General features: G+C 53.3%; 16 protein-coding genes and 1 pseudogene. 9 read left to right on the forward strand and 8 right to left on the reverse strand.

The features are described from left to right. Nucleotides 1-194: pseudogene (locus AC0N03_RS15760) on the forward strand (hypothetical protein); the annotation flags it as partial. Nucleotides 195-277: 83 nt separating this feature from the next. Here AC0N03_RS15760 and AC0N03_RS15765 read toward each other — a convergent pair. Further along, nucleotides 278-460: a hypothetical protein gene (locus AC0N03_RS15765; RefSeq protein WP_474289864.1), complete on the reverse strand. Its 183-nt coding sequence runs from the start codon at nucleotides 458-460 to the stop codon at nucleotides 278-280. Nucleotides 461-904: 444 nt separating this feature from the next. Continuing rightward, nucleotides 905-1210 (reverse strand): hypothetical protein, encoded by a 306-nt coding sequence (locus AC0N03_RS15770; protein ID WP_474289865.1) that lies wholly within the window; start codon nucleotides 1208-1210, stop codon nucleotides 905-907. A 515-nt stretch (nucleotides 1211-1725) separates the two neighbouring features. Between AC0N03_RS15770 and AC0N03_RS15775 the strand changes: the two genes are divergently transcribed. From AC0N03_RS15775 to AC0N03_RS15785, 3 genes are all read left to right on the forward strand, one after another. Continuing rightward, complete coding sequence (locus AC0N03_RS15775) at nucleotides 1726-2058, forward strand: hypothetical protein (protein WP_474289866.1); 333 nt, start codon at nucleotides 1726-1728, stop codon at nucleotides 2056-2058. Nucleotides 2059-2096: 38 nt separating this feature from the next. Further along, the gene (locus AC0N03_RS15780; protein WP_474289867.1) at nucleotides 2097-3437 is read left to right on the forward strand and encodes a hypothetical protein; all 1341 of its coding nucleotides are present in this window, start codon (nucleotides 2097-2099) and stop codon (nucleotides 3435-3437) included. A gap of 357 nt (nucleotides 3438-3794) precedes the next feature. Next, complete coding sequence (locus tag AC0N03_RS15785; RefSeq protein WP_474289904.1) at nucleotides 3795-4022, forward strand: phage minor head protein; 228 nt, start codon at nucleotides 3795-3797, stop codon at nucleotides 4020-4022. 278 nt (nucleotides 4023-4300) lie between these two features. On the opposite strand, the gene AC0N03_RS15790 is transcribed toward AC0N03_RS15785, so the two are convergent. Further along, entirely contained in the window at nucleotides 4301-4624 is a 324-nt protein-coding gene (locus AC0N03_RS15790; protein ID WP_474289868.1) for a hypothetical protein, read from the reverse strand. Between the two features lie 342 nt (nucleotides 4625-4966). On the opposite strand from AC0N03_RS15790, the gene AC0N03_RS15795 reads away from it, so the two are divergent. Both AC0N03_RS15795 and AC0N03_RS15800 read left to right on the forward strand, forming a co-directional pair. Further along, complete coding sequence (locus AC0N03_RS15795) at nucleotides 4967-5221, forward strand: hypothetical protein (protein WP_474289869.1); 255 nt, start codon at nucleotides 4967-4969, stop codon at nucleotides 5219-5221. Between the two features lie 100 nt (nucleotides 5222-5321). Beyond that, on the forward strand, nucleotides 5322-6587 hold the full coding sequence (locus AC0N03_RS15800) for a winged helix-turn-helix domain-containing protein (RefSeq protein ID WP_474289870.1): 1266 nt from the start codon (nucleotides 5322-5324) through the stop codon (nucleotides 6585-6587). Nucleotides 6588-7047: 460 nt separating this feature from the next. On the opposite strand, the gene AC0N03_RS15805 is transcribed toward AC0N03_RS15800, so the two are convergent. The 3 genes from AC0N03_RS15805 to AC0N03_RS15815 all read right to left on the reverse strand — a co-directional run bounded on the left by AC0N03_RS15805 (nucleotide 7048) and on the right by AC0N03_RS15815 (nucleotide 10575). Further along, complete coding sequence (locus AC0N03_RS15805; protein WP_474289871.1) at nucleotides 7048-8004, reverse strand: ABC transporter permease; 957 nt, start codon at nucleotides 8002-8004, stop codon at nucleotides 7048-7050. A gap of 2 nt (nucleotides 8005-8006) precedes the next feature. Continuing rightward, nucleotides 8007-9512, reverse strand: a complete 1506-nt coding sequence (locus tag AC0N03_RS15810; RefSeq protein ID WP_474289872.1) for a sugar ABC transporter ATP-binding protein — start codon at nucleotides 9510-9512, stop codon at nucleotides 8007-8009. 136 nt (nucleotides 9513-9648) lie between these two features. Continuing rightward, complete coding sequence (locus AC0N03_RS15815) at nucleotides 9649-10575, reverse strand: substrate-binding domain-containing protein (protein WP_474289873.1); 927 nt, start codon at nucleotides 10573-10575, stop codon at nucleotides 9649-9651. Between the two features lie 133 nt (nucleotides 10576-10708). Between AC0N03_RS15815 and AC0N03_RS15820 the strand changes: the two genes are divergently transcribed. The 3 genes from AC0N03_RS15820 to AC0N03_RS15830 all read left to right on the forward strand — a co-directional run bounded on the left by AC0N03_RS15820 (nucleotide 10709) and on the right by AC0N03_RS15830 (nucleotide 13584). Then, nucleotides 10709-11485 carry a tryptophan synthase subunit alpha gene (locus AC0N03_RS15820; protein WP_474289874.1) on the forward strand — a complete coding sequence of 259 codons (777 nt, stop codon included), beginning with the start codon at nucleotides 10709-10711 and terminating at the stop codon, nucleotides 11483-11485. Then, the gene (locus AC0N03_RS15825; RefSeq protein WP_474289875.1) at nucleotides 11478-12938 is read left to right on the forward strand and encodes a xylulokinase; all 1461 of its coding nucleotides are present in this window, start codon (nucleotides 11478-11480) and stop codon (nucleotides 12936-12938) included. The genes AC0N03_RS15820 and AC0N03_RS15825 overlap by 8 nt, the downstream gene beginning before the upstream one ends. Nucleotides 12939-13188: 250 nt before the next feature. Beyond that, nucleotides 13189-13584 (forward strand): hypothetical protein, encoded by a 396-nt coding sequence (locus AC0N03_RS15830; RefSeq protein WP_474289876.1) that lies wholly within the window; start codon nucleotides 13189-13191, stop codon nucleotides 13582-13584. Between the two features lie 202 nt (nucleotides 13585-13786). On the opposite strand, the gene AC0N03_RS15835 is transcribed toward AC0N03_RS15830, so the two are convergent. Then, nucleotides 13787-15136: an amidase gene (locus AC0N03_RS15835; RefSeq protein ID WP_474289877.1), complete on the reverse strand. Its 1350-nt coding sequence runs from the start codon at nucleotides 15134-15136 to the stop codon at nucleotides 13787-13789. A 140-nt stretch (nucleotides 15137-15276) separates the two neighbouring features. Continuing rightward, complete coding sequence (locus AC0N03_RS15840; protein WP_474289878.1) at nucleotides 15277-15489, reverse strand: hypothetical protein; 213 nt, start codon at nucleotides 15487-15489, stop codon at nucleotides 15277-15279. Between the last annotated feature and the right edge of the window lie 98 nt (nucleotides 15490-15587).

Consider the following 15587-nt stretch of genomic DNA (forward strand, 5'->3'; position numbering starts at 1 on the left):
TCCACCTGACCTATATCGGCAAGGATATTCCGGACTATGACGGAACGGGCTTTGAAACGGACACGATGCGGCAACTCTATCAATATGGTTATGAAAAATCCCGTACCGGATCATTTTGGGAGGCCAAATTGCCCCAGATCGAAACGGCCTTAGCCGAGAACCATTCGCACCACTCGAGCGCGCCCCTTGCGTGAAAATTTATTCATTGTCTTGCCAGCTATCGCTCTCTCTTAATTGGGAGTTAACGCATGCGACAATACCAGCGCGGTTCAATCCGCTAATCAAGCGGGCTCTGCGGGCAGGAAACTGACATCTGTCCAACCCATTCCTTCAATAGTGCGTGAGCCCGCACATCGACCAGATGGTCCATGCGCGCGTGTTCTGCAATAAGCACTGCCGCACCACCAAAAACCAATCCAACCATAAGAACTAAAACATACTTTCCGAGCATGGCAATCATGTTGGCCCCAATTGCGTGCTAATAAAACTGAAATACCATTTTGTATCTCTAGTTCGATTTGCCCGAATCCACAAATTTTTTGTGAATTGAATCTGAGTATTTCAACCTGTTTATGAAATAGATTTTTGCAACCGGTTTCGAATATTTTGAAACAGGCTCGAGCGCGAATTGGGTAAATTTCCGGCCTGATGAATAGTCTAAATTTCCCAGAAAGCCTTGAGATTCAGATTTTATCTTTGGACAAAGTCAACCGGTGACCGCGTTCCGTTTCTGACATGCCTGCGCTGGAGATTAGAGAATATCTCTGAGTTGTCCAAAACAATCCGCCTTGCCGTCCTCTGGGTCTGCGACGTTCAAACCCTGTCGGATTTATCGATGTCCGACGGCTCCTATTGAAGCAATCAACCCCACCAATGGCAGTGAATTCAACGGCTTTGAGCCTCGTCACCGCCCACGCCGATGAAAAACCTTCGCGCCTTGCGCAGACCGTCGGCTTTTGCGCCAGAGCATGGCCAAAAATGTCTCCAACGGTGCCGACGGAGAATCCGCTGAAACGGCCGCCCACCGCAACCGATGGCCGGTATAGCTATCCGGCACTGACAGGACGCCGTGGCTGGCGACTTCGGACGATAAACTGGTCGTTGTCTTGCGCATACCGGCGTCAATCTCTGCTGATTGAACGCTCTCGATAAGCCCTTTGTCCTTCAAACCATTAGGGCAATTGGCCTGCCAAATGACAGATTTGATCATTTTCTGATCATTCCGAAGGGATTCGGCGTTGATATATATGACCATTTCAGCTCAATCCTGAGACGAAAGGCCTTTTTGATCACAAGTTGATCAAGCTTGCCGTAAGCCAAATTGATATACCTTTATCGAAATAATAAATTAGATAGCGATCATATAAGCACGCATGAAAAATAGAATTTAATATTTAGAGAGTGCAACATGAGAACAAATTTCTCTAAAGTACAACGTTGGCTAAACTTTGAGCGTAATTTTGGTTTAATGGAGATGGACCCGGAGTCTTTGAGATTATTTTTTGCAATTTTATATTTGAGTAAATGTTCCAGAAGTGTTGATTTGGAAGAAATTGAAGAATGTGTTCCCATTTCAAGGGCTTCTATTTACCGCAGGCTCTTAATTTTGAAAAATAGAAATTTTATCGAGTCTTACATAGATAACTTTAAGCGGAAATATAAATTAAACGAAAGCATGATGAATACAAATTATAATTATTAATTAATATTCAGGGAGATTTTCATATGAGCGGATCATTATTATTAAATAATATTTCAAATATTTATAATAAATATAATTTTTCTTATTTAGACAAGCTGGATAAGGAAATAATAGAATTTATTGATAATTTCCAGCATAAAAAAATTGGGCCAAGGGCTGAGGATATAATCGCGCATGTTAACGGCACGAGAGCGACTATTTATCGACGTCTGAATGATCTTCAAGAGAAAAATTTGATAGAAAGATATTTAACAAGATATGGTTTTACGTTCAAATTAAGTCGTAATACTTATGATTTTTGTTTTGATCTGACTGAAATTTTGGAAAATTTAGATATTAACGAGCGTGTTGAATAGACGGTTCAATTCGCAATAACGTTTTCGGGTGTCTGTAAATGATTTACGTAATACGAATATTATTTTACGGCATTCTTGGTTGCTTATCCGGCATCTTGATAAGCTACACGTCATCTAACTCCGCCCGGGCGTATGTCCTGTTGCCGGAGGAGTGCCGCGCGAAAAAAACGGACGACTGTCTCGTGGGCGGCAATCTTAAATTTATCTTCGTTACGGGCACTATCGTTGCCAGCGACTTGTCTTTTTATGAAAAGCTCGCCCATTTCTGGCCGAAAGACCGACCGCTTCCCATCACATATCTGGCTTCTCCCGGCGGCGATCTGAAAGCTGCGCTCGGCATAGGGCGTATTCTGCATAGTCACAAGGCTGTCGTTGCTTCCGGTAATCCGCTCAAGAACGAAGATCCGCGCATGTGCAGTTCCGCCTGCGTTTTTCTCGCTGCAGGTGCCGCTGAGCGCCATCTGAACCATATCGGTCTGCACAGCGCGGCTTTCGTACATAAAGACGACAGCCGTGAATCGGGGGGCTCATACCTGCAGGGACTGGTCGAGTCCTACCTCGATGAAATGGGCATTAATCCGGAGATGAAGCGCATCATCTCGATCACGCCGTATTACGCCATGGTCAACTTAACTTTCAACGAGGCGATGCCGTCTAAGGACCAGTTGATCGTTCAGTTCGGTTTTCATATGCCAGACGAAGCGTCAGACGCCAAAAATCATTTCGTGCGGACTGCCAATAACTGGTTCGCTCAGCCTAAAGCCGAACTGCACTATATCGTCGAGAACGGCGATCTGAACGCTCTGCCGGAATTGCTGAAATTTGATCTCTCGGAGGCTGACGGCCGCAAACCCGATTATGCCGATGCCGTGAATTGGCTGCACTTTGGTGCGCGTCAGGGTGATGTTTTTGCCATTTACTCATTGGCAGAAGCCTATTCGCATGGTTGGCTGGGTACCCGGGACGAACAATATGCCGTCTCTCTCTATCGCGAGGCAGCAGAGCGCGGCCTTGCCGAGGCACAAAACAGTCTGGGATTAGCCTATCTGAAGGGAGAGGCTGTCAATCGAAATACTGCTGTGGCGGTGTTTTGGATAACGCAGGCAATCTCCCAAGGCTATAAGCCCGCCTACAATACGATTTGCGAAATGTATATGGCTGGAGATGTGTTTCCGCCGGACTACGTTGAATCATATAAATGGTGCACACTTGCTGTTGAGCAATTGCCCAAAGGTGCTGCGCGTGAGCGGGCGTCAAATTTCATAAAGAGCCTGCCTCAAAACATGCCGGAGTCGGAACTGACCACGGCCTCGCAACTGGTGTTGCGCATCAAATTGTCCAATCTTGAGCGCAGCGACAATGAAACTGCCTCTCGATAGGAACGGCTGTTTTTAACTCAAGCTAGCTGCTTTGAATCAGCGCGTCAGAAATATTCGAAGGCGTGTTTTGCGATATATATTTAAAATTATAAGTATATTTCAGATTTAATTTCAATTAACATAGAATTTATAAAAATATATTCATATTATTTATTCAATTTTGAGGTAAATATGTTCGTATGGCGGTTTATCGCCTATCTGTATGGTTGGCGAAACTATCCGGAACTAATTTTGACGCCGGTTAAATCGGCGCAAAAAGTTCAAGATCCGTGGCCTTGGGTCCGGCGCCCGATCACTAACGTCAATCGGTATTCGTCGGAGGAAATCACAGAAGACCGTATTCGGTTTGAAAACGAAATGTCCAAACGCTTCAGGTCTCTTTCTAGCGTCAATCGGGAGCGTGCGGTATCGAACGGGTATAAATACTTTATATGGCGGGCGGCGGACGATTCCGAAGTTTGCGATGAATGCGCGAAATTCAACGGTCGGCGCTTCCGATACGCGGCCCCTCCGAAAATCGGTTTTCCCGGTGAGCATCGCTGTCCGATCGGCTGGTGTCGATGTGAGGCAGAACCATCCCGTTGAATGGTTCTGGACAGAATCCGACCCTGAAGTGTTGGATATCTGCCAGGCCAAGGCCACACGGGTGAACCGATCTATGATCTCATTCGGATGGAGAAATCCGCATCTTATCGGCAGATAGGTGATTTAGGCGCACCAGACCGGATTGAGGCGATCGACCGCTAACGCTCGCGGCAGGCAGAGGGTATGTCTGTGCCGCTTCACCGGCAGTCTGGTGCCGGGCCTGCTTAAGATCGGCACGGGGTTCATCGGCCGCATCAAACGCCTCACACATCTGACGTTCACCACACGGCCTCGTTCTGGAAAGGTCGGGTCATTGCTGGACGCCGCAGAGCGATGTCCCCAGGAACTGTCTGAAGATCAGCCACATAAGCGCGAAAACGATAGCAGATTACTTTGAGCGCCTTATACGGAAACAGCGCCAGCGCTACAGCGCCGCGTGTTCTTCCATGGGCGCGCCATGGCTGGTTATCCAAAATAGGCTTGGCCAAATCGGGGTCAAATTTTTCGCCCATCCGCGATTGCAGGGCAAGGCGGATCCTGAAAGCCGCATCGTAATTCCAGCATTTCGACAAGTCTAATTTCATTGTATTGAAAACAAACAAATCTCAGTTCTTAGCTTACGCTCGTGTGCAAATTTCAGAGATATGCTTTTCTGATGATCTATATTTCGTAAAAAAGGTGCTCCTAAATTAGAAAATATTTAAACTGCATTTTAAATGTATTAGCTGGCTTCGATATTCGGGTACAGGGTTTAGGACTTTTATTTTTGATTTACAACCAGCTGACTCGACCAGCGATCATGGTTCACGCTTCTGTGCATTTCTAAAAAAGTTCAGTAATTCAATAATTTAATTGATAATTTCCGCATCGTGATAAGGCCGGGTGGCATTGTATACATTTATTGCATCATCCTAGAGCGACACTGCATTGGACAAAGAGTAGTTTTGACCGCCTATCAGATGAAAGTAAAAATGATTAACATGCATGTAATTCACCGTCGCGGCCCTAAAGGAGGCTGGATTTATAGCCGGGGCATGGCGTCGCCCTGCGTGATTGCGGAGCAGGGTTGGAAACTCTGCAGGCGCGTTCACGGGCTCAGCTTGGTGGACAGCGGCAAGGGCCGTTCGCGCTTGATTTCCGATCTTGGCAAATTGCTGGTTGCGTGGGCCGTTTTCAGCGCCCTCTATGCCGGAGAATGAAGTATATACTGATGGGTTTGGGTTTTTAATAAGCTGTACCTTATAATATTAAAAATATAAATAAATATATATTGGCAATAAATTTTTAAGATTGATAAAAATGAATAATGTAGAATTAAATTTTGCTTTCGCTGATTTCGAATATTCAGAATCGTTGGGGCTTAGGCGCGAAGGCATATTGATCGATCTGTGTCCTCGCGCACAGGAGATCTTGCATTTGCTTGTTCATGCCAAAGGGCAACTGGTGTCCAAATCGGATATTGTCAAGCACGTATGGGGGCAACAAGTCGTTTCCGACAATTCTATATCTCGGGCAGTCTTTCTACTGCGCCGAGCCCTCGATGATGACATCGACCACAAGGTCATTAAAACCGTTCACGGAAGTGGATTTCGTATTGGCGTTCCTATCCGGCAAATAACTGGTTCTCATGCTGAGATCGCTAAAGAATTTGCAGGAGACAAAACTCATTTCGGTGCGATAGATATTATCAGAACCACCTTCGAAATAGCTTCTGAACGGACAGAAGAAAATTTACAATCGGCTTTGAAAGTTCTTGAATACGGAAGTCTGGCTTTTCCGAACGACCCGCTAATTTTCAGCATGCAGGCCGGCATCGAGGTCGCTCGTTTGATGCGGGGTTTTATTCGTCCCAGAGAAAGCTTTGCTTTAATAAATCAGGCCGTCGACCGGGCGCTGCAACTCAATGGCAATTTTACTCCAGCTCTGGCCACAAAGGGCTGGATCATGGCTGTATCAGAAAGGCGGATCAACGAAGCGTCGGAGCTGATTAGCGGCTGCCTTTCCTACAGTAGCTTGGATTGGACGGCCCATTTTTATAAAGCCTTGATATTGATCGTGCAGCGCCGTTTGGCTGATGCTTTGTTCGCAGTGGACGAGGGGCTTAAGATAAATCCGCTGGAGCGCGCTCTTTTGGTGCTCAAGGCTTGGATTTTATGTGCTGCGGAACGTTATGACGACGCAGACGCATTTTGTGCACAAATTTTGAATATTCGCCCCCAAATCGAGATGCTGTGGGCCTTAAGGGCCGTTGCAGCTATACATTTGGGTCAAATTGATCATTCCAAGGAATTTGGTCAGCGGGCCATGCTTATCTATCCAGAGGATCTGTTCGTACAGGGCACATATGGATGGGTTCTCGCCAAAAGCGGAGATGAAGAGGCTGCGCACGGAATCTTGAAGCGATTAAAACTAAAATCGTCGTCCAAATATGTTTCTCCGATGATTCTGGCCATGATTCACCATGCGTTGGGTGATTTTTATCGGGCTGAAAATCTTAAGGAGATTGCCAAAGACGGGAAATGCCCCTGGCATCTGCTGTCCTGGTGCGATGCACGATTTAAATAATATTCTGAAGCTTTTATGGCGTAGCGCTATTTCAATCTGTTGCGATATCGCTCTTCGGGCTGTGGGGTTGGGTGAATTTGGGCGATCGGTTATGCAAGATAACCTTTGATAAACCGCTTCGACCTTGCCAATGATTTGCTGACTCAAGCCATGCCGCTATTTCTGGTCGCCCAGCTTTGAATTGCACCGGGATTGTCTGGTGCTCAAACTTCCAACCAGAATGTCGCCATGACGAGCCGGACAACGAATAAACTTTCGCCAGAATTGTCGCCGCTGATCTCGCACCCTCCCCAGGAGACCGGACCGTTTTTGGTCAGATTTTTCTGCTCTTTCTCTGTCAGAAGCTGGAGGAAACTGAGGGGCTCAGGTCACCATAAACCGCGATCGGATTAATCGGGCGCAGACGATTCCGGCTCAGAATGGCGCCGCTCACGTTTCTGCTGCGGAACCTGTGTGGAGATTATCGCGCGCGCGCGCGGCCAAGGCTGCTGGCCGCAACAGCGGCGATGATGATTGAGCCCGTGATCATTTCTCTGACATAGCTGTCAACGTTCATTTGTGTCAGGCCATTGCCGAGCATTCCGAGTATGAGAACCCCGGCCAAGGTAAACAAGACGCGGGGCTGCCCTTCTTCGCTCATTGTCATGCCCAAAAAAACGGCGGCTATGGCATCCAGCATCAGCCCCGCTCCTTGTGTAGGATTGGCTGAAGCGACACGGCTCGCATACATCAGGCCGGATGTTGCCGCGCCGAGACCAGAAAGGGCGAACGCGGACATCCGCAGCGGCTCTATTCGAACGCCCGCCAATCTCGCTGCCTCGGCATTGCCCCCGATGGCGTAAAGACGCCGCCCGTGAACCGTGTGTTCAAGCAGGATATAGATCAGAAACAGAACCCCGAGCGCGACCAGTGTGAGATTGGGTATCGTCAGCTCGCTTGGCCAGAACGTGATGCCGCCGCGGGCAAACCCCGAAAAGCCGGACGGTATGGCCGACCCAAAAATTGTCTTTCCGCCGGACAATAAGAACGCCATGCCGCTGATCACTGTCATGGCCCCGAGCGTTGCAACGAATGGAAGAATGCCAACATAGCTGACCAGAAAGCCGTTGATGGCTCCGCCGGCAATGCCAGCCGAAAGCGCGGCCAGAATGCCGACGAGGGGTGATCCGCCCGCTACGAAAACGATGGCCGCGATGACGCCAGAAAGGCTCGCCATGGCGCCGACGCTCAGATCGAAATCGCCCATTGCCATGACAACCGTCATCGTGAATGCCACGACGGCCAGCATGCTCATTTGCTGTGTAATATTCAGCAGATTGCGCGCAGTCACAAAAGTATCGGGCAGGCTTATCCAGAAATAGATAAAAACAAGCGAGATGCCGATCAATGTTCCATAGCGCCGCAGAATCTTAAGCATTATCATTCGCCCTGTTTTTCGTCGTAGCACAGCGCCAGCAGCGCCTGCTCGGAAAGGCCGGTGTTGGATACGATCGTTGACAGCCGGCCCTCGCGGAAGACCGCAATGCGGCTGCAAAGATGCAGGACTTCCTCGTGATCCGAAGAAACCACGAGAATGGCACAGCCTGCCGATGCCAGTTCGCGCAGCAGAGTGTAAATGTCATATTTGGCGCCGACGTCGACACCTCGGGTAGGCTCATCGAGCAGAAGCACGCGAGGCTCTCCCGCGACGGCGCGCGCAAACATGACCTTCTGTTGATTGCCGCCGCTCAGTTCGCGAGTCTTTTGCCGGGGGCTGCTGGCCTTCAGCCTGACCCGGATTCCCATTGCCACCGCCTTCAGATATTCGGCGCGCCGATCCAAAAATGTCCTGAAGCGGCTGAGCTTGCGAAGATGCGGCAGGGAAACGTTGCTTGTGATGTCCTGCATCAGGAGCAAACCTTCAGACCGTCGCTCGCGCGGGGCGATCGCCAGCCCCGTCCGCCAGGCATCGGCGGCATCCCGGATGCGCACCGGCATGCCGTCAAGAGAGATTGTTCCGGCCTTGGCATTGCTGATCAAACCCTTGATCAGCCATTCCGGCCCGGCGCCGGCAAGGCCCACAACGCCCAGAATTTCACCGCTGTGCAGATTGAAAGACACATCCTGCAAACCGGGCGCTTCGAGATGGGCGACGGACAGAATAATCTTTCCACCCGCTGCGGGAGGGGGATTGTCTGGTGCCTCGTGGCGTTCGCGCCCGGTCATCAATTCGATCAAGGCTGATTTCGTCGCGTCGGCGGCGCTCAAGGTCGCCTTGACCTCGCCATCGCGCAATACCGCAATGCGATCGGCGATGGCGAGCACCTCATCCAGCCGATGCGAAACATAAATGACGCCGCATTGTCGGCGTTTCAATTCCTCAATCACCCGGAACAGCCGTTTCGACTCTTCGCCGGTCAAAGCCGCTGTCGGTTCGTCCATGACGAATATGCGCGCCGGCGCCTCGGCATCTTCAAGAAAAGCCGATGCGATTTTTACCAGCATGCGGTCGCCGACGGTCAGCCTGGAGAGAATGGCTTTCGATGAAATATGCCGTATGCCCAGAGCATCGAGACAGGCGCCCGCCTGTGCGTTGAGCGCGGTCCAGTCGCTTAATCCGAACCGGCGCGGATATTGTCGGCCAAGAAAGATATTTTCCGCAACGCTCAAGCCGGGAACGATGTTCAGTTCCTGATGAATGAACCGCAATCCAAGACGATGCGCGGCGGCTGGCGATGTCAATGCCGCAAGATCACCCTCTATGCGTATGTCGCCGCCATCGGCGCTGACAGCGCCCGCGAGAATTTTGATCAGAGTGCTTTTGCCCGCCCCGTTTTCGCCCATCAGTGCCAGCGTTTTGCTTTTGCTCAGATCGAGCGACGCATTTTTCAGCGCAATTGTCGGGCCATAGGACTTCTGAAGGCTGGATATTGAAAGAAGTGTCACCGCAGGACCATTGTTGAGCATTTTGAAAAGCGAAAGCCACCCAAAGCAATTTGGCCATACTTCAGCTGGTCTGGCAGGGCTTCGGGTGGCTTCATGAAGACGTGCGGAGCACTTTCGGGACGAGTCCCGGCCTTTCTTACTGCTTTACATTATCGATGGTAATCAGCTTCGTCGGCACATAGATGACGTTCTGCTTGATCTTTTCGCCAGCAAGATGGCGCTTGACGGCATCTGCAACCGTGCGACCGATTCCTTTGAAGTCTTGCGACATGGAAGCTTCGAAATTACCGCCCTTGGCGATGGCCTCACGGGCTTGCGGATTGCCGTCCATGCCGGTGATCACAATGCCCTCGTCGGCGCGGCCGGCCGCCTCGATTGCCTGCAAAGCGCCCAGGGCCGGTTGATCCCAGGCGGCCCAGACGGCAGCAATCGAGCCCTTTTGCGGGTGGGATGCCAGTATGGCTTCCATCTTGGCGCGCGAATCGGCGATGCCGCCGTCCTGCACGTCAGGCGTGACGCGATCGATGATCTTTATATCTGGATTGTTCTTGAAAATGGCATCCGCAATCACGCCCCGGACCTGCACGGGAGGGAAGGCGTCAAACACGAACATGACCACGCCGCCTTTGCCGCCGATACGGTTTGCGACATAAGCGGCAGTGTCAGCCGCCATTTCATAGCCATTGCTTGTGACATTGGTGACCAGCAGCGGGCTGGCCCCCGAATCCATGCCAAACACCGGAACGCCCGCCTTTTTCGCGGTCTCCAGTCCTGCCGTAACCTGCGAGGGATCGACATTGATAACGATCGCGTCAACCTTTTGATTGGATGCATCCTCGATCCGGCTGATGACGGCGGCGACATCGCCCTTCGTGTCTATGACATTGACAGACCAGCCGTTCTTCTTGGCTTCGTCCTGGAAGGCTTCCACGTAATATTGGGTTCCGGGCTGCGCGAGATACGGCGTGATGATCGCGACTTTGGCCGCGGCGAACGCCACGCCCGACGTCACAGCCAAAATGGCCGCAGCCGCTAATCCCTTTACCAATGCTTTAGCTGTCATGTCCCCCACCATTGTTTTCATAGTTCGTTGCGATGGCAATATCATAGCCAGCTTCATTGGCGGCGCAACTGGCTTGAAGCGTCCGCCAAATACCGCTTTGCATGGATTCGGGTTACGCCTTAATGTCGGCGCCATGCAAGATCGTCCGTCGAATTTATCAGGTTTCTGGCCACCCGGAGGGCCGTCCCGTCGCCTTCTTTCCGTCTATTTTCCAATTGGTGATCCGAAGTTTCCCCTGAAGCTCATCGAACTTTATATGGATTGCGGCGTCGATGTCATCGAGTTCGGCTGGCCCGCGCGTGAGCCATATCTCGACGGACCGGATGTGCGCGCTTCCATGCAGCGAGCGCTTGCGAGCGATCCGAACGCTGTTCTGACGGAGGCAAGGCGCCTGCTCAATCAGCGGGCAGAGCGGCCCAAGGCATTATTGATGACCTATGCCGAACCGGAACATCCGGCGATCTCGAATATGGAGATCATGCACAATATCGACTCGCTGCTTGCGGTTGCATCGCCTTCGTCCGTCATTCGTCAATCTCTCGAAGCGACAGCAAGGTCGGCGGGCATCACGGTTTCGACATTTGTCGGGCTGCCGGTCAGTGCGGCGGCGACATCCATGGCGCGCGACGCCGACGGCTATGTGATGTTGCAGGCTGCGCCCGGCGTTACCGGGCCGCGCAGATTGCTTGATGCTGGCAACAGGGACCGCCTTGCCAAATTGCGCTCAGCCGGTATCTCTGCACCTATTGTCATTGGCTTCGGAATTTCAGGCGGCGAGCAGGCCCGTCAGGCGGTCGCGCTCGGCGCCGATGGCGTCGTGGTCGGCTCATCGGCGCTGCGAGCGGGGCTGCAGGGCGAGGCGGAGCTTCATGCCCTGCTTATGGAACTGAGGAGCGGGTTGGATGCCTGAACGTGATCTCTTCTTAGGTATAGATGTCGGAACGACCGCAATCAAAGCGGCCGCATTCGACCGCCGGGGCGTTGCCATCGCCCACGCCGCCTGCCGCTACCCCACAATCCGCCGCAGCAACGGTGTTGTGGAACAGGACCCTCGCGAATGGATCAGGGGCATCACCCAGACGGTGGACAATGTGCTCGAAGGTGGCCGGGAGGATCGCGTCGCAGGCGTCGGACTATGCAGCCAGGTCAATACCGATGTCTTTGTCGATGCCGAAGGGCGCGCCTTGGCGCCTGCAATCACATGGCAGGATAATCGCGCGGCTCCAGAGGCCACCTTGCTTGATGCCGATGTATCGGAAGCCGAGCGAATTGCCTGGTGGAATGCGCCCCTTCCGATCGGAGCCAGCCACGTGCTGGCCCGGATGATGTGGATGGCCCGCCACGAGCCTGAGATAATGGCTGCGACCCATTCCGTGCTGACGCCGAAGGACTATTGTCTCAGGGCATTTGCCGGGATCGAGGTTGCCGATCCGATATCCAATTTTTTCATCGTCGGGTCGGATCTTGAGTATATCGAGCCTCTGATCGCACGGGTTCAAGGCGCGCGGCAGCGCTTGGCTCCCTTGAAATATTTCACGGACATTGTCGGCGAGTTTGAGCTTGGTTCTACCGGAAAGCGGGCTCCTGTCGTCGCGGGGACAATGGACGCTTGGAGCGGCCTCTTCGGCGCCGGAGTTCGCCAGGCTGGACAGGGTGTTTACATGAGCGGCACCAGCGAGATTCTGGCCGTCGCCAGCAAGGGCCGCAGCGGTGCGCCCGGCGTCGTGACATTCCCTGAAGCGGCCGGACTGAGCGTGCATGCAGGGCCCACGCAAAGCGGAGGCGACAGCGTTCGCTGGTGGGGCGAGACCGTTGGCCTTGACGTCAATGAAGTACTCGGTCTGGCAACCAGAGCCGATCGAGCAGATCGCCCGATCCTGTTCTTGCCGCATCTTGAGGGTGAGCGGGCGCCCCTCTGGGACCCGGAATTGCGGGGCGCTTTCATCGGACTGGACAGCCGCACGAAGGGCCCGGATTACGCGCTCGCCATATTGGAGGGCGTCGCGCTTTCGGCGCGCATGTTGCTGAATTCGCTCGATGCGGCGTCTGGTTTTGCGACGCCCCGGCTGTTTCATGCCGGAGGCGGAGCGCGCAGCGATCTCTGGGCGCAAATTCGGGCGGATTGTCTCGGCAGGACGCTCGATCGTGTCGCCTTTTCCGATGTGGGGTGCCTGGGCGCGGCGATCATGGCCAGCGCAGGGGTCGGCGCTCATCTCTCCCTGAATGACGCCATTGCGTCCATGACACGAATTGATCGTAGCTTTGAACCGGATGATCGGTTCAAGACGCGATATGACGCCATGTACGAGGCTTTCCGGCGCGCCAAAGATGCGCTGCGTCCGATCGGAAAAATGCAAATCTGATCCGCAGCACCGGCACTGGCGGTTGTCTCGCCGCCGGAGAGCAGCACGGCCGGCCTCGGAAAGGGCCGTGACCAGACCGTAAAGCCCCGGAGGGAGCCGACGACCGTTAGGTATCCTTGCAAAAATTGTCATTTGTGCAAATCATTGTCTCAAGGGTTGGCAATCCGGTCGATGTCGGATGGAGAACCGATAAATTTGCCCGATTGAAGCATCAGACCCTGACTGTTGTTTTTTAATGGAGGGACGCACGATGACCAGCGAACAAACTGTTGTTCTGTCTGACCCGTCTGCATGGGATCCTGATTTGGATGCCGTAGTTGCAGCTCCAAAGCATCACAAGGTTTTATTCGAGAACGAGAGACTGCGTGTTCTTGAGGTAACTCTGGACCCGCAAGATGAGGAACCTGTACACCACCACCGATGGCCATCGGTTTTTGTCCTCGATCAGATCCAGCCGCCAGTTTACGATATTTCTCCAGATGGAACTCAGCTTCCGCCTAACCGTGATGTCATAAAGGCGCTGGAGACGTGGGATGGTAAGGGGTGCCTTGTTATTCATATGGCACCACAACCGGCCGGTCGGGTTTTCAACGCGTCTCAGACAACCGTTCACGGCATTCGCATTGAGATGAAAAGCGTAAAATAGACCCTGTTCTGCCGTATTTTTTGAACAGTCGCAGAAGGCGAGGTACCCCCACTTCGCTGGCAAATATTCCGCGCTGGATGTCTGACGGGCTGTCGCCGCCATATGAACCGATCCAGCCGGCGACCGAGTTGATGTCAGTGCCAAATGCACACATGATTTTCTTAGCTATTGAAGTTCTCCAGTTTATCAGTGTGAGCGATGTTTAACCTCGCACCAAGGGGTCGATCGCAAGCCCTGCCGAAAGCAGGGCCTTGTCGCGGCCATGTCTTCCCATGACCATGAAGGCCGTGGGCATGCCGTCCGCATCTTGGCCATTCGGAATTGAGAGACCGCAGATATCGAGAAAATTGCCGATTGCTGTGTTGCGATTTGTGCGGAAATTTTGGCGGAAGAATACCTCCACATCGGCATCCAGCGGCGCGATCGGCATCGCCGTCGAGGGCGTGGTCGGGCTGATCAGAAAGGCTCCGCCGAGCCGCTCATTGAATGCAGCAATCAACTGTGCCCGGGCCGCGAGCAACCGCACGTAATCGGCGGCAGAGATCCCATCGCCCATGCGGATACGGCGGATGACACGAGGGTCGATCCGTGCCTCATCCGGGGTGCCGAGGCGGTCCTTGTGCACCACCATCGCTTCCACAGAGGCCATAGGGCCTATACCCGACATGACGGCCTGTGCCTCGGTCAGTTCGGGCACGGCAATGGTGCGGACCCGCGCGCCTGCCGCCGAAAGACGTTTCAGCGTGGCCTCGAAGGCCAAGCCAACAGCGGGGTCGAGATCTTCGCAGAAAATGCGGTCAGGCACTGCGAAATCCAATCCAGAAATATCGGCCGCGGCCGATTCCGGCCGCCGCAGTCCTCGCAGAACGGCGTCAACGAGCACGCAATCCTCAACCGAATTGGCAAGCGGCCCCAGCGTGTCCAGCGTCGGGGACAGCGGAAATGCGCCGCCCATCGGGTAATGTCCCGTTGACGATTTGTAGCCGACCACGCCGTTGAATGACGCCGGAATGCGGACCGAGCCGCCGGTGTCGGTTCCAATCGAAACCGGCACCACGCCAGCCGCAACGACGGCGCCGCTGCCTGAGGACGACCCGCCCGGCGAGCGCGCGACTTTTGGATCGCGCGGGTTCCGGGGCGTTCCATAATGTGGGTTCAGCCCGATGCCGGAATAGGCGAATTCAGACATGTTGACCGCGCCGACAGTCAGCATCCCTCCGCGCATCGCGGCATGAACCAGATCGGCATCTTCCGTGGCTGGCGCAGCGGTGCGCAGCACTTCGGAGCCCGCAGTCGTCACTGTGCCTTTCAGGTCGAAGAGGTCCTTCCACGCAATCGGTACACCGTCGAGAAGGCTCGCCGGTGAGCCCCTGCGAAGCCGTTCACGGGCACATAGAGCCTCTGATTCAGCTCGTTCGCGTGTCTGGCGAATGAATAGAGCCTTATCTCCCGTCGCGTTCAACTGGTTAAAGACCTGATCGACCACATCAACCGGGTCGGTGCGACCTTCGCGCAGATCAGCGGCAAGGTGTGCCGCATTGTTCAGTTTCATGGCAATGCCTTAGTGGTTGATCAGGGTTGAATCTTCGGGTTTCCAGGCGACAAAGTCCCGCCGGCTGTCAGCATGTCGCGATATTTGTCGACATGTCCTTCCAGCGAGACCACATCGCCGTTTGGCAGAGAAAGTCCGATTTAAAGGATATGACCGACAAGTTGTAAACGGTTGATGACGCAGGGGATGATATTGGCGCCGAATCCCGCATGAAGTTCGGCTTCGGGCGTGGTCGCCGGAAGCACTTCGATAGTCTCGGCCGGAAGAACGATTGATGTCGCCGCGCCAATATCTGGCACGCCTTGGGTGGGAAGAGCCTCGAGAATACCGAAAGCACTGTCCAGACGCACCATGCCGGATGACTGTTGATTGTCGCCTTAAATTGGCTCAGGTTTTCATTTCCCTTTGCTCCGCTTGCACAATGAAAGATGCAGCCGCCCTCCGGAAATGT

Source organism: Methylocystis sp. sgz306128, assembly GCF_056032725.1.